The following is a 21,237-nucleotide window of genomic DNA, read 5'->3' on the forward strand; positions in this document are numbered from 1 at the left end:
GCCAGCATGGCAACCATATAGCTCCTATATTCTTAATACAACCTGTTCACGCACTTACACTTGAACAAAAGGAAGTTATTAGCCTCCCGCACGCGCAAGTTCACGCATATTCGCTTCAAACGCTGCGAGTAATGCTGCTTCTCCAGTCAGACCTGTCGCCTGAATCCGTTCAATCTGTTCTGTCATCCGCTTGAAGTCTTTCGGAATAACCCGAACGAACTGATTCAAGGCATCTTGCCAGTTATCCAGAATGCGCTGACCGGCAGCACTTCCTGTGTTGGCAACGTGACGTTGAATCATGCCACGAAGATCTGCACTTTCAGCTACGTCTTCGATCCGCTCCAAAAGAACCATTTCCAGATTACAACGTTGCAAGAATGTGCCTTCCGGATCATACACATAGGCAATACCTCCGGACATCCCTGCTGCAAAGTTACGACCTGTATCGCCGAGTACAACGACACGTCCGCCCGTCATATATTCGCAACCATGGTCGCCTACACCTTCAACGACTACTTTGGCGCCCGAGTTACGTACAGCAAATCGCTCACCTGCAATACCACGGATATACGCTTCACCACTTGTTGCTCCATAGAGTGCCGTGTTACCGATAATGATGTTATCTTCCGCCTCGAATGTTGCTTTCGGAGAAGGCATCACGATCAGTTTACCTCCTGACAGTCCTTTACCTACATAGTCATTGGAGTCGCCTTCAACGGTCAAGGTCATGCCTTTAGGTACAAAGGCCCCAAAGCTTTGTCCGGCAGAGCCGAGAAATTTGAATTTAACTGTATCTTCAGGCAATCCTGCGAGTCCATATTTGCGTGTGATCTCACTACCCAAAATGGTACCTACTGCACGGTTAACGTTCGTAATTGGAAGTACCGCTTCAACCGGTTGACCGGATTCAATCGCAGGCTGTGCCAGTGGCAGCAATTGCTGCATATCCAGCGTTTCTTCCAATTGGTGGTTCTGATGCTGTGTACGGTAACGTGCAGAGCCTTCCGGCATTTCAGGCACGTGCAGCAATACAGACAGATCCACACCTTTTTTCTTCCAGTGATCTACGGCTTCTACCGTTTCGAGACAATCTGTACGTCCGACCATTTCCTGAATGGTACGGAAACCAAGATCAGCCATGATCTCACGCATATCTTCAGCGACAAATCGCATGAAGTTAACCACATGAGCTGGATCACCCATGTAATTTTTACGCAACTCCGGATTCTGTGTCGCTACACCAACTGGACAGGTATCCATTTGACAGACACGCATCATGATGCAGCCAAGTGCAACGAGTGGTGCTGTAGAGAAACCATACTCTTCGGCTCCAAGCAAGGCTGCGATCGCCAGGTCACGGCCGTTCAGCATTTTGCCGTCTGTTTCCAGAACGACACGGTCACGCAGATTGTTGAGCATCAACGTTTGATGTGTCTCTGCAAGACCCAGTTCCCAAGGCATACCTGCGTGACGAATCGATCCTTGCGGTGATGCACCTGTACCACCGTCATAACCGCTGACGAGGATAATATCGGCACGCCCTTTGGCTACACCTGCCGCAATCGTACCCACACCAACTTCCGATACGAGTTTCACGTTGATCTCTGCACGCGGATTGGCATTTTTCAAGTCATAGATCAGCTCCGCCAAATCCTCAATCGAGTAAATATCGTGATGCGGTGGTGGTGAGATCAGACCTACGCCTGGCGTAGATCCACGAACTTCAGCAACCCAAGGATACACTTTACGTCCTGGCAGCTGTCCGCCTTCACCCGGTTTTGCTCCCTGAGCCATTTTGATCTGAATCTCGTCAGCATTAACCAGGTAGTTGGATGTTACACCGAAACGTCCAGATGCTACCTGTTTGATCGCACTGCGACGGGAATCCCCGTTGCTATCTTTAATGAAGCGAGCCGGATCTTCTCCGCCTTCACCCGTATTGGATTTACCACCCACACGGTTCATTGCGATGGCGAGATCTTCATGCGCTTCTTTACTGATCGAACCGAAGGACATCGCACCCGTTTTGAAACGACGCATGATATCTTCGACAGATTCAACTTCTTCGAGTGGAATGGAAGCTCCCACCGGTTTCAGCTTCAGCATGGAGCGAATGGTCAACAGTTGATCATTCTCACCTTGCACGAGCTTGGAATACTTTTTATACAGCTTGTAATCCCCAGTGCGTACTGCATGTTGCAGGGTATGAATGGTTTGCGGATTGAACAGATGCTCTTCTCCGTCGTTACGCCATTGATAATCCCCACCGGAATCCAATACTTTATCGTTACCGTCTTTTTCCGTAAAAGCACGGTTATGGTGTGTCAGCGCTTCGGCTGCCACTTCTTCCAACCCGATTCCACCGATACGGGAAGGTGTCCAAGTAAAGTAACGGTCAACGAAGTCTGATTTCAGACCTACCGCTTCGAAGATTTGAGCTCCACGATACGATTGAATCGTAGAAATCCCCATTTTGGACAACACTTTAGTTACGCCTTTGGTAGCCGCTTTAATGTAGTTCTTCACTGCTTTTTCATGCGAGATGCCACGCAGTAAGCCTTGCTGAATCATGTCATCCAGCGTTTCAAAGGCCAGATAAGGGTTCACGGCACTTACACCGTATCCGAGCAGCAACGCGTAGTGGTGAATATCACGCGGTTCTGCCGATTCGAGCATAATGCTCACTTTTGTTCGGGTTCCCTGACGAATCAGATGGTGATGCAGACCTGCAACAGCAAGCAATGCAGGAATCGCAGCATTCTCGGCATCCACACCACGGTCAGACAGGATCAGAATGTTATGACCTTTGTCGATGACACGGTCTGCAGCTTCGAAGAGAAGTTCCATCGCTTTACGAAGTCCTTCTGCTCCTTCCGCAGCAGTGAAGAAGATTGGAATCGTCATGGAGCGGAAGCCTGGGCGACGTACATGACGAATCTTCGCAAAGTCTTCATTGGACAAGACCGGTGTATCCAGACGAATCTGGCGACAGCTCTCCGGTTCAGGATTCAAAAGGTTACGCTCTGGACCAATGGTTGTTGCCGTAGACGTTACAATCTCTTCACGGATTGCATCGATCGGCGGGTTGGTTACCTGGGCGAACATCTGTTTAAAGTAGTTGTACAGGCGCTGTGGACGATCCGACAGGACAGCCAGCGGTGCATCATAACCCATCGAACCCGTAGCTTCCATACCTGTTGTCGCCATAGGCTCCAGGATTTTACGAAGTTCCTCAAATGTATAACCATATGCCAGCTGAAGCTGGGTCACGTTATCATGTTTTGGATCAGGAAGTTCCGGTGCTTCCGGCAATTCGCTCAGATCCATCAAATGCTCATCAAGCCAATCCTGATACGGATTCTCGGCTGCAATAATTGCCTTTACTTCTTCATCCGCAATGATACGGCCTTGTTGTGTGTCCACAAGCAACATCCGACCTGGACGAAGACGATCTTTGTAGAGAATCTCTTCCGGTGCGATATCCAGCACCCCAACTTCAGAGGACAGGATAATACGGTCATCCTTGGTTACATAATAACGAGCTGGACGCAAGCCATTACGGTCAAGTGTTGCACCAATTTGCAAACCATCTGTAAAGGCCATTGCTGCTGGTCCATCCCAAGGTTCCATCATTGTGCTGTGATACTCATAAAATGCCTTTTTGGCAGGGTCCATTCCCTCATCTGTGCTCCAAGGTTCAGGAACCATCATCATGGCCACGTGTGGCAGGGAACGTCCACTCAGATAGAGGAACTCCAGTGTGTTATCGAACATGGCTGTATCCGAACCGTCCGGATTGATGACCGGTTTTACTTTCGCGATGTCGTTACCGAACAACTCGCTCTCGAACAAGGACTGCCTAGCATGCATCCAGTTCACGTTACCACGCATCGTGTTGATCTCACCGTTGTGGATCATGAAGCGATACGGGTGGGCACGTTCCCAGCTTGGGAAGGTATTCGTACTGAAACGGGAATGCACAAGTGCAATAGCCGATTCAACAAGATCTTGCTGCAGATCCAGATAGAACTCTCCGACCTGCTCCGTTGTGAGCATGCCTTTATATACAATTTTGCGACAAGACAAGCTCGGAAGGTAGAATGAACCGCCTTCTGCCTCATCTGCCGAATAACGAATAGCCAGCTCAGCGCGTCTGCGAATAACATACAGCTTACGCTCAAATCCAAGCTCATCCTTCACATCTGCGGATCTTCCAATGAATACCTGACGTACATAAGGTTTCGCTGCAAGTGCAGAACGGCCAAGCATTTCATCAAAAGTAGGAACATCCCGGAAACCAAGACAAGTCTGTCCTTCTTCTTCAATAATCTTCTTAAGGCTCTCTTCATGCGCACTACGAATGGCAGGATCCTGGGAAAGGAACAACATACCTACGCCATAGAAGCCCTGTTCTGGCAAAGCAAAACCAAGACGTTCCGCTTCCTGTGCAAAATAGCGATGTGGAATCTGAATCAGGATACCTGCTCCGTCACCGGAATTCGGTTCACTTCCCTGTCCTCCACGGTGCTCCATGTTACTGAGCATGGTCAGTGCCTGACTAACGATATCGTGTGAAGGTACCCCTTTGATGTTGGCAACAAAACCCATTCCGCATGCGTCTTTTTCGAACTGCGGGTCATACAGACCCTGTTTTGGAGGTAATCCGATGTGTCTCATGGAACGCAACCTTTCTATAATGAAGTATTTCGGAAAGATCAAGAACATAGGCAACAGGCAACAATGAAACGGGAGGAGCTGGCCTTTCGCTTGCGATAGAGCCTGCTAGATAGAAGAGGCGACAGCATGAGACTGTCAAAAATATATGCCTGCTATTGGGCAGAAGCCATTGAATGAGATGAGCTGATCCGGACGATCCGGCAAACAGCATGTATAAATCAACACGCAACCGCTGGCACGGCTACTGAAATGGAGCGACGTTTTTTTGATATAGTTCTATTATTTTAACACCGACCTAACATCAGCGCAATTTAAACTTTTTAATACCTCTGATAAGAAATGTTTTGCAGTACAGCTTTACTGTAATGACGTTTAAATTCATCTCTTTTTCGAATAATTATACACTTTTTGAGTCAGAGTACAACTGAATTAAATTGCTGACAGAAGAAAATCGTTCCATATGTGGCCTGTGTTTATCCATAATCCCACCAAATTGTTGCTGCTTGATCCAGCGAATCTTTGCTTCTCTATGCATTTGTATACAAAATAGCCTGCAGCCCCTTTTTGGGGTCACAGGCTATTTGCACTATTTGACTACTATATTGCATAATTTCACTACATGAAAATAAAGTTTTTTTTCGTAAATGTCACCCTGCTGATGATCAGGTTGGACTTATGCTGTCACAACTTGACCCGAATCAGCGAGTTCCTCTTCTTTTTTTGGACGTCTGCCATTCCAAAGGAAGTAGGCCAGCGTCAGCACGATGGACACACCAGCATATATACTGAGAATTCCTGCCTGATGCCACATCACATCCAGATTGCCACTCGATACAACCGCCTTGAAGCCCATAATGCTGTGTGTCATTGGCAACCAAGGGCTAAATGCTTGAAGCCATGATGGAATCAGTTCAACCGGGAAAGTTCCTGCACTAGCCGCAAGCTGGAAGACCAGCAGCAGAATGACAACATAACGTCCCGGCAGATCCAGCCAAGTCACAAGTGCCTGAACAATCAACATGAAGGTCAGCCCTGTAATAATGGTGAACAGGTAGAACAGCCCTACGCTGTGCGTCTCCAGTCCAAGACCGTATAACATGAAGCTTGCCACGATAACCGATTGGAAAATACTCACGGAGCCAAATACCAGTGTCCGGCTGACAAAACGATTCCAGCCTGTTGCACCAGGTACTGACGTTTCCCGCATTTTCAAAACAATCGTCGATATCAACGATCCTACGAACAGACCGATCGATAGGAAGAACGGTGTTAATCCAGTACCATAATTGCTCACGTTCTCTGCTGTGTTTTCTGAAGAGTTCACAGGTTCAGCGAACATGTTCACCACATCATCCGTTTTCTTGACTTCGGATGTTTTCTGCGCGGCATCATTCAGCTTGGTTGCCAGTTCACTTGAGCCATCTTTTAGCTCGGTAAGGCCGTCAGCCAGTTTGCCTGCACCATCGCCCAATTGCTTGGAACCATCGGTAAGTGAATGAACACCACCACTGAGTTTACCTACACCCGTTTGCAGAGCTGTTGTACCTGAGCCCAGCTGCTTGGCACCATCTGCAAGCAATGTACCGCCACTTGCAGCATCACCCAATTTGCCGCTGAACTGCTTCAGACCATCGGAGAGCTGTGCTCCTCCTTGACTAAGCTGTCCGGCACCAGCCAATAATTGCTGCTGACCCTCCACAAGCTGGTTCGCACCAGTCAGAAGTTGCTTCTGGCCTCCATGAAGCTCGGCTGCACCCGCAGCCAGTTGCTGGTTACCCTGATGCAACTGATCTGCACCCTGTGCCAGCTTCTGCTCGCTCTCATGCAACTGTGCACTACCATCGGCAACAGCTTCACTAGCCGCAAGCAGTTTCTGTACTTCAGCATTTTCGGCCAGTTCCGGGTTCGATTCAGCAAGCTGTTTCAATCCGGCAGCTACGCCTTTTGCACCATCAGCAACCTTGCCGCTGCCATCTACGGCTGATTGCAAGCCTGTTGCCAATGTTCCACTGCCCTGGACTGCACTTTGCAGACCTTCAGACAGTTTCGCGCTACCCTGTTCGGACGATTCCAGGCCAGCCTGCAGCTTGCCTGTGCCGTCCAGGGAGGACTGCAGTCCGGTTTCCAGCTTGGCACTGCCATCCTTCAACTGATCTGCTCCGCTCTGAAGCTGGCTCGAAGCGGCTGCCTGAAGCTGTTGCAGACCGGAGACGAGATTCGTTGTACCACTCTCAAGCTTGGTCGCCCCCGTATGCAATGCATTAACACCATCACTTAATGGAGAAAGTCCTTCCTGAAGTTCAAGTGTTCCGGATGCGAGCTTCTCCAGGTTATCCTTGAGCTTCACTGCACCATCATCCAGTTTGCCTGCCCCCGTATTCAGTTCCCCTGCTCCGTCGCCTGCCTCAGCCAAACCATCGGATACCTCGGAGAACTTGTCGAGCAACGTCTCCGCATAGGATTCTGTCACTTTGGCCGAGACCTTCGCTTTCAGGTCCTTAATAGCGGTCTTACCGATCTGTGCACCGACAAAGCTGTAATTGCCATTGGGTTCATAGATTAGATCAGCCGGCTCCGGCTTGTCATCGAGCAATGTTGTTGCTTGGGATGAGAAGTTCTCCGGAATTGTAATTTGCATATAATATTTGTCATTACTCATGCCTTCTTTGGCTTGACTGGCACTGACAAAATCCCATTTGAAATCTGCATTTTTCTTCAACTCATCCACCAGATCACTACCTACATGGAGTGTTTTCCCCTCCAGCTCAGCGCCTTTATCCAGATTGACAACGGCAACCGGCATTTCATCCACATGACCGTACGGGTCCCAATAGGCCGCCAGATAGATGCCACTATACAGGATCGGTATAAACATAATTGCAATAACAGGGATCAACACCTTCGGGTTTCTCACGGCCGATCCCACATCCTTGAAAAACACGGATAAAGATTTCATGTCATTTTCTCCCCTTAATCTCTCTGCTCTATGAGCAGGAATAACCTTAATGAAAAACAATGCCGCATTCCAGAAAACATACTGAAACACGAGATGACCACTTTCCTCAAACGGTCACTTTAGAGCAAAAAAAACAACCTGTCTTCCGACAAGCCTCACTGCTTGATACGCGTAAAAACCCTTATATAGTAGATTAAATTCGGATTACGTTACAGCAGCAATTCCTTCCATTAAGAAAAGGCGAAAGTACGTCTTAATTTCCTCTTTGCTCAGCGGTTGATGTTGCTTGCTCCAGTCCGAGGTGAGTGCAATGTACAGGCGAATCATCATAAAAGCGACAACTTGCGGATCACAATCTCGAATCTCTCCATTGTCTTTCGCTTTCTCAAGCTCCTTAGCCAAAAAGTCGGAAATGACCTTCTCGACTTTGTCCAAACCTTCCTTGGCCTGCAGCGTTCCAAAGTCCTTCAACTCCTGTGATAACTTAACCAGCAGATCGTGATCACGACGGAACTCTAACAATTCATCCAATACCCGAAACAGATTATCAAAAAATGCACTTTCCTGATGTACTTCACGATGCGCGATGTTCTTCATTTCCTGAATCACTTCTACCAGGATCTGATCAAACAATTGTTCTTTATTCGTGAAAAATGTATAGATCGTTCCTTTGCCAACGTTCGCAATCTTGGCGACCTGATCCATCGTGGTTGCTTTGTATCCAAACATGGCAAAAGACTGGGCTGCTGCATGAATAACCTGCTGTCTCCTGTCAATCGGAGCCATCTAATCCCTCCTTTATTTTGATTCGTTGTTCAAACGCTCCATATAAATGACCAAAAATACAATTCAGTCATTCGGTCAAAACCTACAATACCACCTTCGAAATAAGATTGCAACCCTAACAATTAAAAAATTGTGTTAATATTTTTTAACCTAAATGCAGTGGAAACTCCTTCTGTCGTCGTCTATAGTGTAAGATGACTCAAACAATACGTATATAAATGAACTTAGTCTGTCTCATCGTAAGATATATGATGGAAATATTCATAGAAGAAACATGATTTTGTGCTTCAATGTATATTCATGTAGTAATTGCATTCTATAGCTAGAATAAACGATGAATATCTTCATTTTGAATTTAAACTTATGAATAAAGGTGAACTCATGCGAAAACCAAGAGTGCTCTTATTATCGGAAGGTTTCGGTACCGGTCACACTCAGGCCGCTCATGCGCTGGCACATGGCATCAAAAAAGTCAGTCCACATGTTCACAGTCGTGTCATTGAACTAGGCAAATTTTTGAACCCAACAGTAGCTCCACTAATATTTTCTGCATATCGAAAGACACTATCGGTCCAACCCAAACTGGTCAGCCTGTTGTACCGCACACAGTACAACAAATCATTAAATGGCTTTACCAAGCTGGCGTTGCACCGGATTTTCTATACACAGACGGCGCAGGTCGTATCCCAGCTGAAACCGGATGCCGTGATCTGTACCCATCCTTTTCCGAATGCAGTGATCTCCCGGCTCAAACGCCAGGGACTGAATATCCCGCTCTATACCGTCGTGACAGATTATGACGTGCACGGAACATGGATAAATCCGGAAGTGAACAAATATCTGGTCTCTACCCCTCAAGTCAAAGCATTGCTTGAGATCCGTGGTGTCGATCCATCCCACATTCAGATCACGGGAATCCCCGTGCATCCGGACTTCTGGGAAGCAGGAGACAAGGTGAAGCTACGTGAAGAGATGGGGCTTCAGAACATGCCTACCGCACTGCTTATGGGTGGTGGATGGGGACTTTCGTTTGATGAGGAACATATGAAAACTCTCACGTCCTGGGCAGATCGTGTTCAATTGGTGTTCTGTCTCGGAAGCAACGAGAAAATGATCGCGAAGATGAAGGAAATGCCTTGCTTCCAGCACCCTAATATTCGTATTCTGGGGTATACACGGGAAGTAAGCAAACTGATGGATGTATCCGATGTGCTAATCACAAAGCCTGGTGGCATGACATGCACCGAAGCGCTGGCTAAGCGGTTACCGATGTTGTTCATACCTCCACTTGCGGGCCAAGAGGAAGAGAATTGTGAATACTTTGTACAAGCCGGATATGGTCAGGTCATTCACTCATCCGATGTGATCACCAATCGTTTCAGACAACTATGTGAGCAGGCATCTGCTCAAGCTGAAAGCCCGCTGAACGTAGCGCACCATTCAGGTAACCGTTCGGTCTATGATCCGACATGTTGTGCCCAGGCTGTTCATGACTTATTATTCCCGTCTACAGCCGAAGTCACAACAAAGCCCGTGGAACGCTTTACAGCCGGAATTGCTGCCACGTCCTTGTCAGGTACCAGAATACCATTCTAACGTCTCTATGGACCTTTAGAACAGCTCTCACGAGGTGTTCTAGGGAACAAGGCAAGTGCTCACTATATAAAAGAAGGTTCCCTTCCGAATTTTTGGAAGGGAACCTTCTTTTATTTTCACTGGATCCACCGTATGATTTGGCAGAAAAAAGGGTAATTTAGAGTATAACGAGATTTGAAAATAACGAAATAAAACTACGATTCAGGCTTTTTGAAGGACCGTGTGATGCACACACAGTTAACTATCCTGCCTGTTTGCAGAATTTACGGGTCGATTACTTGTAAAAAGTATGATGACCGATCGTTTTTACTTTTTTCTGCGAGCGGGCAACTGTCAGATCGTCGGCAAGTGTCAATGATAAGAAATAATACGTATCATCAGCAACTTCCTTCTTCCCATTCAGCGCAGCATTCACTGCTTTGACACTGTCCTCGTTGGGAACCACACGTTTCAAACGTCCGTTCGCTACGGGACTGAACTGGGATTTCTGATAGATCACCTTGTAAATGGTATCGGGAAAATTGGCTGACCGCAGCCGGTTTAAGACAACATTGGCAACTGCCACTTTGCCTTCGTACGGTTCACCTTCTGCCTCTGCCATGACGATTTTTTGCAGCAGATGCAGTTCTTTATCGGACACACTGTATGACCAGGTTGCGAGTTTCGACTCTTCCTGGTTCAAAAGTTTGGTCCGGGTAAAGTATAGTTTTTGGGGGGGAGTTGTTACAGCAGCGACTTCTTTGGCACGTTCCATTTTGGCCAATTTCAGTGCAGCTTCTTTTTTGGCTTTGGCCGCAGCTACAGCTCTAGCTTTGTTCTTGGCCTTGGCTTCTTGCAGTTCCTGCTCCTCTTGAGCAGTCGTAAGCCAGTTCTTCGCTGGCAGAGATTCAGTCCACGTTACGGTTTGGGCAGACAGATTAGAGGACAGACTTGTCCCATCTTGCATCATACGCCTCTCTTCTTGCGTAGATGTTTGGTTATTTTGCACAGAAGCCGCAAGTTCGGTCATCTGTTTACTATCACTAGCTTCATTCCACTTCCCCGTCGCTTGAACGACATTTACCCCAACTATACATACAAGCAGCACTGATAACATCGGTGCTACCCAACGATTCTTGCTTATAATGTTCATTCGAAGATTCCTCCTGTCGAAACAATTCCCTAATCTAAGTAACCAAAAAAAAAGAATTTGAATAACGATGGCTAATATTACATAGGGATAAACGTTATGTCAATGTGATTTTATGGCATAAAAATGATTTTCAGGAAAAACAGAACGTATCCACGACCTCATACATTGGTGATTTTCCCAGCCTTGTCACATAAAGCACAACGTCTTCCACCACCCATGAATTAGCACCTGTGGAATGTTCCAGAAGCATACTAGCCACCCCTTTATTTTCATTACCTGGAACTTTGCCCAGATATTTTCTGGCGATGGTAATATGCGGAGAATAAGGTCTTAATTCAGCTTCATATCCAAGGGTCGAAGTCGCCTGCACGATTTGTTTTTGCAATGAAAACAATCGTTCCACCTCTCCGCTAACACCTTTCCAAAGCACTTTAGGGGCTTCTTCAAGTCCAAATGTACCCCAGTTCGAAAGCTGAAGTTCAAATGGCTGTACTCCGCTTGTTGCTGAGCGCAATGCTTTTCGCAGGTGTCCGATGTCACTAACTAACGTATCTCCCAGAAATTGCAAGGTTATATGATAATCCCTGTGATCTGTCCATTTACGAAAATCAAGCTTGTTCTGAACAAGCCTCGCATCCATCTGAAGAGACTGCTGAACAGCTGCAGGAAGACGGATTGCTACAAACAGTCTTTCCCGCCGGGTTGCATGATCCTGATGTGATTGGTTATTCATTGCATACACCTCTCTAAAGTTCGCTCTATTATTTCATAATTATACATATCGTTTCAAGTTGGGTAAGTATAGAGTGACACAAAGATAAGAATTTGCAAATAAGGCTAGATTCCTGCATTTCCCACCTTAATGCACTTCCAACATCAAATCTGATACACTTTAATTATCTAAACTCATCAAACTATTTATCTCAGGAGGACCACACATTATGGGTAAAATTGTATGTTTTCCATCTCTATCCGAAGAACAGCAACAACGCATTCAGAATGCTGCACCGGGTTACACCCTGAAATTTGGAAAGGCCAAGGAATTGGACCCCTCTGAGTTGAAAGAGGCTGAGATTATTTTGGGTTGGTCGCCACTCGTCACTGAGCATGCATTGAAACAGGACAACCTGTTGAAATGGGTCCAGGTCTGGTCCGCAGGTGTGGACAATCTCCCCTTCGCAGATTTGCAACAAAAAAACATTCAGATCACGAGTGCAAATGGGGTTCACGCGATTCCAATCACAGAAATTATTCTGGGCATGATGTTATCCCACAGTCGCTGGCTGAGACAAGCCATGTTGCATCAACAGCAGTCCGAATGGAAAACTCCTGCCAAACCACTGCCGGAACTGCATGGCAAAACAGCGGTCATCGTTGGCGTGGGTGAGATCGGCACGGAAACAGCCCGCATCCTCAAAGCACTCGGCATGCACACGATCGGAGTTCGCCGTTCAGGTAAAGATGTCCCTAACGTGGATCAAATGTACGATATGACCGGTCTGCACGAAGCCTTGAGCAAAGGCGATTATGTAATTAACATTTTACCACTGACCGATGAAACCAAGCATATATATGATCAAACTGCATTTGAGCATTTCAAATCTGGTGCTTGTTTCGTCAATGTGGGACGTGGCCCCAGCGTGAAAACGGAAGCGTTGCTGGATGCACTCCAAAGCGGGCAGATTGCCTTCGCTGCACTGGATGTATTCGAAGAAGAGCCCCTTCCGGCAGACCACCCGCTGTGGGGCATGGATAACGTCTTAATCACACCTCATATTGCAGGAAGTACAGAACAATATACGGAGCGAGCACTCGATATTTTCGTCAAAAATCTGGAAGCATACGTCGCTGGCGACACCCTGCCGCTTAACCTTGTAGATTATAGTCATAAATATTAACACAAACACCCGTTCCCATGCAATATTGTGCAAATTACATCTATTATAATTCCAAATAAAAAGCAAAAAACTCCATCTCCGGAAAGTGTAATTCCTTCCAGATTGGAGTTTTTTTGTTATCCGCGCTTACATACATAACCAAATATGACGTATAAACGTGCCTTTTTGTACTGTTCGATACTCTCTTACTGCCCAGCCTGCTTCCAGCAAGTGCCCTTCCACCCACTCTGTGGAAACAACAACTGCCCGATTTGCCAATCTGCGCAAGCTTGCCAGCATGGCTCGTTGCTCATCGTTAGGAAGTACAGAACACAGGTTATAGGGCATGTCCAGAATTACTGCATCATACAAACCTTCCAGTTCATTCATGTCTCCCAGTGTGATTCGATCCGAATCATATCCATAATGCGGCAGATTAATGCGTGCACCTCGGACAGCCAGCGGATTCAGATCGTTACCTTTTGCATCAATACCCATCGATAAAGCTTCAATTACAACCGTCCCCATACCACAGCACGGATCAAGCAACCGATGGTTTTCTATCCTCGGGACAGCAATATTTACCAACGCTCTGGCCAGTGTAATGCCGAATCCGGTCGAGTAGTTTTGCGGCTTCTGCCTATGAATTTGCCATGATCGATCTGCTTCTGTCCACTGGCCCAAGATCCATTTTTCTCCTGTTCGGATTAGGCCGAAAGTCACCTTGGACTGCTTCATCTGTGCCTTGCCTTTAATACAGATGCCAACTTCTTTTTCCAATTGACGAGACTGCGCATAATCAGGTGCATGATCCCCTTTTTTCAGACATACCACCTTGAAGGTCTCTTCAGGCAATAGCTGGATGTCTTTGGCAAAGGGAAGCAGATCATTCACTGTGTCTCCTTCACCGATCACATCCAGTCTGCCATGAATAAACGGACTTCGTCCAGGCGGTATATTTATATCAGACCATACATATGAACCCCCATCTGATAGGACGCCAGAACTCGGTTCGAGCAATGTGTTCAGCTCCAGCGTACATAATTCGCGTTCATTCTCGTGGCAAGCAAAGGTGTAGAGATGGTTGCCGTAAGTAGGGTGAGTACCAGGTGATTCATCAGGCAAAATTCTCCTCTCCTTCCTTCATAACTCATGCTAATTCCCCACCAATTGCCGCCTGTGTGACCCCAGTTTCTTCTATTATAAGAAGAAGGTTATATTTTTAATTTTTCAATGGATGTAAGCAGGTCTTCCGATAATTCTTTTAGACTTTGAATGTTGCCGCTAATCGTTTCCATGGAACTTACCTGCTCCTCCGCCGATGCAGAAACTTCCTCCACACTGGCTGCCGATTGTTCTGAAACAGCGGAGATCTGTTGACTGAAATCATTCATGCGTCCGCTTGCTTCCTGCATGCCTGCGAGACCATCCGTCATGGTGCTGATGACACCAACCATGCCTTCCACCGATTCATTAATCGTACGGAACAGTTGACCTGAAGCAAGCACATGTTCCTGACCCAGTTCGGTCTCCTGAACGCCCTTGCGCAATTCTGCAACCACCCCTTGTGAATCCTGCTGGATATCCTCGGTAATCGTCGTAATCTCTTCCACCGAGGTCTGTACAGCCTCAGATAACTTCCGCACTTCTGATGCCACTACGGCGAAGCCGCGTCCACTCTCTCCCGCACGCGCTGCCTCAATGGAGGCATTCAATGCCAGCAGATTGGTTTGGCGTGCAATGTCATGAATGACCTGCACCAGCTTGGAAATATCTTCATTTTTACGATTCAATTGCTCCATCTTGTTCATGGAAGCCGAGACTGAACCGGCAATCTGTTGCATCTGCTGCACCGACTGTTCCATCGCTTGGCGACCATTCAACCCTTGCTCCAGCACACGATCCGACATGACGCGCAACTGGCTGCCTTGTTCCGTATGCATCTGAATGTGATCATTCAGGCCTTCAACAGTACGGGCCGATTCCACGGCTGTCTCTGCTTGGCTCTCTGCGGCCTTTGCTGACTCTTCCATCGTTACAGCGATTTGGCGACTGCCAATCTTAACTTCTTCGGAGGAGATCGCAAGTTCCCCGCTCTGACGATTGACATCTTCCGCAATTCGTCTGACATTGAGTACCATGGAAGTCAGGTTACCTTTCATGTCATTCACTGCTTTGGCCAGAACACCGACTTCATCCTCATGTTTGGTATGTATGTCCTGAACGTTCAATTGGCCTTCTGCAATCAGTTTCACCGCACTGATAACACGCAGCAGTGGTTTCACGACCTGTGAACGAATAACAGGAATGCTGATCGCTGTTATGATAATCATGACCAGAACACCGAAGATGATGAACAATCTGCCATCCTGCACAGATCTGATCGTTTGGGCGGCAGCAAGATTGGACTGTTCCTGATTGTATTCCACAAGATAATCCAGATCGACTTGCATAGCGTCAAAGGAATCAGCCCCTTTTTCAGACACTTCCTTCGCCAGCTGTGCCTCCCCCTCATCGCTCAGCTTGATCGATTGCGTGTTAATCTTGAGATACGCTGCCCATTTATTCTTGAACGCAGTCCAGTGTTCGAGCTCATCTGGAGACTTCTTCTGCTGGTCATAGATTTTAATCGCCTGCGTCGTTTCACGAATATACTTGGTACGCTCTTCTGACAAGGATGCCTTGTCCGTTTCATCCGCGTCAAAATGACGATAACTTAGCGAAAGAACGTGCTCTGTGGTATAGTTCAACCGATTAATTTGCTGGATTGAGGGCATCCAATTGGTAGTAATTTCATTGGTGTTGGATTCTATTGAATTCATCCGGGTGACAATCGTAACACTTAAAAGAATTAAACAGAGGATTAACAAGTAGAACGCGATGCTGATACGCAGACCGATACTTTTGATCTTGAATCTGCTGAACATATGATTTCCCCCTTGACCTCTTCGGCCATCCTGAATTCAGTTATTTTGTCATTGTTTTCCCCTTCTTTTGACCTCTTGCCAAAAGCACTTATCTATATTATATCGATAGGAAAATAGACGTAAAGTATTTTAACATTATTTCGTTATTAAGATGTTTTATTTTGTAAAAGATTGTTGAAGTTTAGCAAAGTACAAAAAGAGCTGCAGCATACGGCAATATCCCGTTTTGCAGCTCTTCGGTTTGTTTAGATTTCAGCAGGCAGGCATAGGCATCCTAACGTGATAACTTACTGCACAATCGCTGTCTCATGCTCAGCCAGCAATTGATAAGAGTCCAGCCTGCGCTCATAATCTGGTCCCGCTGTAACGAGAAGCAACCGTTCCGTGTCCAGTCTTCGACTCACTTGTTGCAATTGACCCCATACCTGCTCAGGTGTGCCTGCATAGTGCCGCGCCGCTTCGTTATGATCATCAGCACTAGCTGAATCCTTCGTGCGTGAGACCGAGTCCGTGCTGGGACTCGGCTCGGTCGAATGTTCTTTTCTATCCGTCTCTGACTTGGCACACAATACACTAACGGCCACCATAACCTCAGGCTCCTTCATGGTTGCACTGGGGATGAACCCTTCCCGGTACCGCCTTACAGCCTCTGTACCATCGGCATCACTCATGAATTGACCAAATACATACCCCATCCCAAACCGTGCCGCAAATTCTGCGCTCTTCACGTTGGTCCCAAGCATCCAGAGCGATAAAGGGAGCTTGGGAATCGGACGAGCTGTCACGGGATGATCCTCGTAGGTGTATCGGTCTTCAAGCAGTTCCGTCAATGCTGCGAGCGATTCGGGCAGCTTGGACACATGCTGCAAGTAATTGCCACTGAGTGCCATCGTGGCATGTGGTCCACCGCCAGGAGCTCGTCCGAGCCCCAGTTCTATGCGCCCTGGATAGAGCGCAGCAAGCAGACGGAACGATTCTGCCACCTTCAGCGGGCTGTAATGCGGCAACAGGACCGCGCCAGAGCCAAGTTGAATCGTTGTCGTCCTTGCTCCGATATGGGAAAGTAACACTTCGGGAGATGCGGATGCCAGTTCAGCCATATCATGGTGCTCTGACGTCCAGTACCGGGTGTATCCCCACGCCTCAGCACGCTGAGCAAGTATCACCGATTGCTGAAGTGCCTGTTCCGCTGTGGCATCGTGTAACCTTGGAACAAGGTCAAGTACGCCCAGACTGAACTTCTCACTCATTTTGGTAGCCAAGTGTCTCACCTCCCTTTGTCTCGGTGAATTCTAATCCAAATCGTAGATGGAACCCACCTTCAGACCGTAGAGTTCATTGTATATTTTCTCGGCAAACGCATCCGTCATTCCCGCAATATAATCGATCACCATGTGTTCCCAAGTCCAGATTGGCTGGGCTTTGGCTTGATCCTTCTCATAGCGTTGCAACCAGTCGGATGGAATAATGGATTTGGATGTTTCCGGGTCAAGGAATGCATCCCATAATCGTTTAATCATCCACTCACTACGCTTCTGAAGACGCTGCACACGCAGATCTCGAATCATGGTCACCCAGGCAAAGCTCTTGAGCACACTTACCGTACGCAGCATGTCAAGGTCTTCCACCCCTTCACGGACAAAGGTTACCTTCTTCCAGTCGCCGTCGTCAATAACGCCCAGACTGCCTACAAAAAAGCTCACCCAGTAGGCTTTCACCTCACGGCGGGTACGCGAGTAATCATGCTCGCAGAACGGCATCTTCTCATTCCAGATACGCAGGAACGAAGCGAGCACCTCTTCTACCTTTTGCCCAATGGCTTCTCGGGTCCATCCGTTCCAGAACAGATCCTCCAGCGTCGTAATCTTATCCACAATCAGTCGATTCACATACGGATCTTGCAGGAAATGCTCATGCACCTCAATTTTGCCTGCTTTGATGCCATCCTCCAGGTCATGCGAGGAGTATGCAATATCGTCGCACAGGTCCATCAGCTGCGCTTCCAGCGTCTTCTTGCCGGCCGGCATGTTCCAACGATCACGAATCTCACGGATATATTGCCACTCATGATGATACATACCTTTCTTGCTCTCCATGCCAGGGTACGGATATTTGTTAATTCCCAGCAATACTGCATCAGACAGGTTCAGCCCGTCGATATCTTCACGCTTTTCCAAGTGCATAATAAGGCGGAAGTTGTGCGCATTGCCTTCAAAATGCTCGTATTTTCGCTTAAGCTCTGCACGCACCTCGGATTCCGCCTTGGGAACTTTGGCGCCGCGACTTTTCTTCATGATTTTCTTCGTCTCGGTGTTGATCAGGTCATCCAGAATACCATCCAACACTTCTTCACCTTTATGTCCAAAAGGCGGGTGACCGAAGTCGTGTGCGATTGCAGCGCACTCCACCACTTCTGAATCAATAATGAGGCCGGGGCTGTCCGCCCGGTCCCAGTCTACCTCGGGAAAACGACGAATCAGGCTTCGGGCCGCCTCTCGTGCAATCTGTGCTACCTCCAGGGAATGGGTTAAGCGAGTACGATAATAATCGCCCGTTCCCGCGCCAAAAACCTGCGATTTACCTTGTAACCGACGAAAGGTCGGTGAATGAATGAGTCTGGAATAGTCCCGTTCATACGCTGCACGAGATCCATCCAATTTGGTTAGTTCGGGATATTGTCTATGTTCTCTCAGATCGTTCCATTGCATGGGGATCACTCCTAGCCGACTGTCTCTATTTTGAGTGATTATACACAACATCTTTGGTTTCGAAAAGTAAAACCTGTCTGTGATTGTCATCTCTTCTTACATCAACTTGTGATGAACAGTCATCTTCTCTTATTATACCCTGCCAGACTATCATCCGTGCATCTAAATGATAATGATTAATATTGAAAGTGACTTACCATGGAAAAAAAGTGCCTGATACAGTTTGGCGTGACCGTTCCGGTTACGGATCGTTCTTATGATCGCTGTTGTCTCCAGGTTTTCTGAATTCCCTTTAGTAAGGTGAAACCCAGGAATAGCTTATGCTTCCGATGCAGCTTTCTTTCAGAAAGCTTTCAGGCGACCGCTTCGCTTCTTCAGAATCAATTCCGTCCCCTTCACTACTTTTGCCGTTTGATTCACACCTAATCTAAATGACATTACATTCCCTATAAAGAGGGAATTTTTTCAAAACTTTGAAAGGCTAAAGAATCCTATTAAAATCTTCATCCATCTCTACAATGATAGTCTGGCTCCCCCACCCCCTCCTCGGTATGGGTAAAAAACAAAAAAAAAAACCGACAGGACGGAGATGCCCTGTCGGAATGGAGATAGTGGGTGCAACGATGTTACACCATTACCTTACAGATATCGTTAGTGAACTCTACTGGATCCTGAATTGGCAAACCCTCAATCAGCAATGCTTGATGGTACAGCAGGCTGGTGTATAGATTCAGCTTTTCCTGATCCTGTGCGAAAGCATCTTGCAGTGATTTGAAGACATCGTGATTCACGTTGATTTCCAGCACTTTATCAGCCTGTACATTTTCACTGTTCGGCATAGCTTTCAGAATTTTCTCCATTTCAATCGTCAGCTCACCTTCGGTGGACAAACATACCGGGTGGCTTCTGAGACGTTTGGAAGCTTTAACCGCTTTGACTTTACCCGCCAATTGAGCTTGCATCGCTTCAAACAACTCTTTGTTGTCGTTGTCTTGCGCGTCCGTTTCTTCTTTGTCTGCGCTATCTTCGATACCCAGGTCACCACTGGAGATGGATTTGAATTCTTTCTCCTTGTAGTTCGTGATCATCTTGATCGCAAATTCATCAATGTCATCGGTAAAGTACAATACTTCGTACCCTTTCTCAAGAACACCCTCGATCTGTGGCAGCTTCTCAATACGACTAATTGACTCACCGGATGCATAATAGATGTACTTCTGATCTTCCGGCATTCTGGAGACGTATTCGTCCAGGCTCACCAGCTTGCTCTCTTTGGAAGACGTGAACAACAGCAGATCCTGCAATGTATCCTTATTCACACCATAGTCGCTGTATACGCCATATTTCAACTGACGGCCAAACGCTTGGTAGAACTTCTCGTAGTTCTCGCGCTCGTCCTTCAGCAGGCTTTGCAGTTGGCTCTTGATTTTGTTCTTGATGTTCTTCGCGATCAGGCTCAGCTGACGGTCATGTTGCAACATCTCACGGGAGATGTTCAAGGACAGGTCTTCCGAATCCACCATACCTTTAACAAATCCGAAGTAATCTGGCAACAGATCCCCGCATTTATCCATGATCAAAACACCGTTGGAGTAGAGTTCAAGGCCTTTTTCATACTCTTTCGTGTAGTAGTCAAACGGCGTGTTCTCCGGGATAAACAGGATTGCATTATATACCACTGCGCCATCTGCGCTGATGTGCAAGTGTTTGAGCGGTTTGTCAAAACCGTAGCGTTTTTCCATATAGAAGTTGGTGTAGTCATCTTCGGTCAATTCGCTTTTATTTTTACGCCAGATCGGCACCATGCTGTTCACGGTTTGTTCTTCTTGATATTCCTCGAACTCGTTCTCTGTGCCCTCTTTCGGACGCTGACCCGTTACATCCATCTTAATCGGGTAGCGAATGAAGTCGGAGTATTTCTTGATGATAGATCTCAGGCGGTACTCTTCCAAAAATTCGTCATATGAATCTTCTTCGGTATTTTCTTTGATCGTCAGGACGATCTCTGTACCTACGGAGTCTTTTTCAGCCGGTGTAATGGTGTAACCATCTGCGCCTTCGGACTCCCATTTCCAAGCCTCGTCGCTGCCCAGCGTTTTACTCGTTACGGTCAGCTTGTCCGCCACCATAAATGCCGAGTAGAAACCAACCCCGAATTGTCCAATGATGTTATGGCCGTCTTTGGCTTCATTTTCCTTCTTGAACGCCAGGGAACCACTCTTTGCGATAACCCCCAGATTATTTTCCAGCTCTTCCTGCGTCATCCCGATTCCGGTATCTGTCAGTGTAAGCGTGCGGTTTTCTTTGTCAATTGTGAGCTTGATGAAGTAGTCCTCTTTGTTGAAAACGAGCGCATCGTCCGTAAGTGCTCTGTAATAAATTTTATCAATGGCGTCACTGGAGTTGGAGATCAATTCTCTTAAAAAGATTTCTCTTTGGGTGTAAATGGAGTTGATCATCATATCCAGCAAACGTTTGGATTCTGCCTGGAATTCTTTTTTTGCCATGAGTGGTTGGACTCCTTTCAAATTGGATATCGAATGATTTAGTTGAAAAATAGAAAGTAGATCCTTGAGTT

Annotated in this window: 12 protein-coding genes; 2 read left to right on the top strand and 10 right to left on the bottom strand. The window is 47.0% G+C overall.

Annotated features, from left to right (window positions below):
• Positions 1 to 78: 78 nt before the first annotated feature.
• From gltB to AC4G47_RS23820, 3 genes are all read right to left on the bottom strand, one after another.
• Positions 79 to 4,677, bottom strand: a complete 4,599-nt coding sequence (gene gltB, locus AC4G47_RS23810) for a glutamate synthase large subunit (protein ID WP_491103024.1) — start codon at positions 4,675 to 4,677, stop codon at positions 79 to 81.
• A gap of 673 nt (positions 4,678 to 5,350) precedes the next feature.
• Positions 5,351 to 7,633 (bottom strand): YhgE/Pip family protein, encoded by a 2,283-nt coding sequence (locus AC4G47_RS23815; RefSeq protein WP_491103025.1) that lies wholly within the window; start codon positions 7,631 to 7,633, stop codon positions 5,351 to 5,353.
• Positions 7,634 to 7,837: 204 nt separating this feature from the next.
• Positions 7,838 to 8,419, bottom strand: a complete 582-nt coding sequence (locus AC4G47_RS23820; RefSeq protein WP_458125662.1) for a TetR/AcrR family transcriptional regulator — start codon at positions 8,417 to 8,419, stop codon at positions 7,838 to 7,840.
• A gap of 381 nt (positions 8,420 to 8,800) precedes the next feature.
• On the opposite strand from AC4G47_RS23820, the gene AC4G47_RS23825 reads away from it, so the two are divergent.
• Positions 8,801 to 10,015, top strand: coding sequence for an MGDG synthase family glycosyltransferase (locus AC4G47_RS23825; protein WP_491103026.1), 1,215 nt, complete (start codon positions 8,801 to 8,803; stop codon positions 10,013 to 10,015).
• Positions 10,016 to 10,289: 274 nt separating this feature from the next.
• Here the strand turns inward: AC4G47_RS23825 and AC4G47_RS23830 are convergent, their stop codons facing one another.
• The gene (locus tag AC4G47_RS23830) at positions 10,290 to 11,147 is read right to left on the bottom strand and encodes a cell wall hydrolase (RefSeq protein ID WP_458125660.1); all 858 of its coding nucleotides are present in this window, start codon (positions 11,145 to 11,147) and stop codon (positions 10,290 to 10,292) included.
• A 130-nt stretch (positions 11,148 to 11,277) separates the two neighbouring features.
• Entirely contained in the window at positions 11,278 to 11,880 is a 603-nt protein-coding gene (gene thpR, locus AC4G47_RS23835) for an RNA 2',3'-cyclic phosphodiesterase (protein WP_491103028.1), read from the bottom strand.
• A 208-nt stretch (positions 11,881 to 12,088) separates the two neighbouring features.
• Here thpR and AC4G47_RS23840 point away from each other — a divergent pair, with 208 nt between their 5' ends.
• Positions 12,089 to 13,045, top strand: coding sequence for a D-2-hydroxyacid dehydrogenase (locus AC4G47_RS23840; RefSeq protein ID WP_491103029.1), 957 nt, complete (start codon positions 12,089 to 12,091; stop codon positions 13,043 to 13,045).
• 126 nt (positions 13,046 to 13,171) lie between these two features.
• Here AC4G47_RS23840 and AC4G47_RS23845 read toward each other — a convergent pair whose 3' ends face one another.
• From AC4G47_RS23845 to htpG, 5 genes are all read right to left on the bottom strand, one after another.
• The gene (locus tag AC4G47_RS23845) at positions 13,172 to 14,149 is read right to left on the bottom strand and encodes a TRM11 family SAM-dependent methyltransferase (RefSeq protein ID WP_491103031.1); all 978 of its coding nucleotides are present in this window, start codon (positions 14,147 to 14,149) and stop codon (positions 13,172 to 13,174) included.
• Between the two features lie 89 nt (positions 14,150 to 14,238).
• Positions 14,239 to 15,951, bottom strand: coding sequence for a HAMP domain-containing methyl-accepting chemotaxis protein (locus AC4G47_RS23850; protein WP_491103032.1), 1,713 nt, complete (start codon positions 15,949 to 15,951; stop codon positions 14,239 to 14,241).
• Positions 15,952 to 16,238: 287 nt separating this feature from the next.
• Positions 16,239 to 17,201, bottom strand: coding sequence for an MsnO8 family LLM class oxidoreductase (locus AC4G47_RS23855; RefSeq protein WP_491106776.1), 963 nt, complete (start codon positions 17,199 to 17,201; stop codon positions 16,239 to 16,241).
• Between the two features lie 42 nt (positions 17,202 to 17,243).
• Positions 17,244 to 18,659: a deoxyguanosinetriphosphate triphosphohydrolase family protein gene (locus AC4G47_RS23860; protein WP_491103034.1), complete on the bottom strand. Its 1,416-nt coding sequence runs from the start codon at positions 18,657 to 18,659 to the stop codon at positions 17,244 to 17,246.
• Positions 18,660 to 19,285: 626 nt separating this feature from the next.
• Complete coding sequence (gene htpG, locus AC4G47_RS23865; protein WP_491103036.1) at positions 19,286 to 21,166, bottom strand: molecular chaperone HtpG; 1,881 nt, start codon at positions 21,164 to 21,166, stop codon at positions 19,286 to 19,288.
• Positions 21,167 to 21,237: the final 71 nt, after the last annotated feature.

The sequence above is a fragment of the Paenibacillus sp. Negev47 genome (genome assembly GCF_058313655.1).

Excerpts from the sequence above, each read along its gene's own strand:
- htpG (WP_491103036.1), bottom strand. The coding sequence starts at position 21,166 with ATGGCAAAAAAAGAATTCCAGGCAGAATCCAAACGTTTGCTGGATATG.
- AC4G47_RS23840 (WP_491103029.1), top strand. The coding sequence starts at position 12,089 with ATGGGTAAAATTGTATGTTTTCCATCTCTATCCGAAGAACAGCAACAA.
- gltB (WP_491103024.1), bottom strand. The coding sequence starts at position 4,677 with ATGAGACACATCGGATTACCTCCAAAACAGGGTCTGTATGACCCGCAG.
- AC4G47_RS23860 (WP_491103034.1), bottom strand. The coding sequence starts at position 18,659 with ATGCAATGGAACGATCTGAGAGAACATAGACAATATCCCGAACTAACC.
- AC4G47_RS23825 (WP_491103026.1), top strand. The coding sequence starts at position 8,801 with ATGCGAAAACCAAGAGTGCTCTTATTATCGGAAGGTTTCGGTACCGGT.
- AC4G47_RS23820 (WP_458125662.1), bottom strand. The coding sequence starts at position 8,419 with ATGGCTCCGATTGACAGGAGACAGCAGGTTATTCATGCAGCAGCCCAG.
- AC4G47_RS23815 (WP_491103025.1), bottom strand. The coding sequence starts at position 7,633 with ATGAAATCTTTATCCGTGTTTTTCAAGGATGTGGGATCGGCCGTGAGA.
- AC4G47_RS23855 (WP_491106776.1), bottom strand. The coding sequence starts at position 17,201 with ATGAGTGAGAAGTTCAGTCTGGGCGTACTTGACCTTGTTCCAAGGTTA.
- AC4G47_RS23830 (WP_458125660.1), bottom strand. The coding sequence starts at position 11,147 with ATGAACATTATAAGCAAGAATCGTTGGGTAGCACCGATGTTATCAGTG.
- thpR (WP_491103028.1), bottom strand. The coding sequence starts at position 11,880 with ATGAATAACCAATCACATCAGGATCATGCAACCCGGCGGGAAAGACTG.
- AC4G47_RS23850 (WP_491103032.1), bottom strand. The coding sequence starts at position 15,951 with ATGTTCAGCAGATTCAAGATCAAAAGTATCGGTCTGCGTATCAGCATC.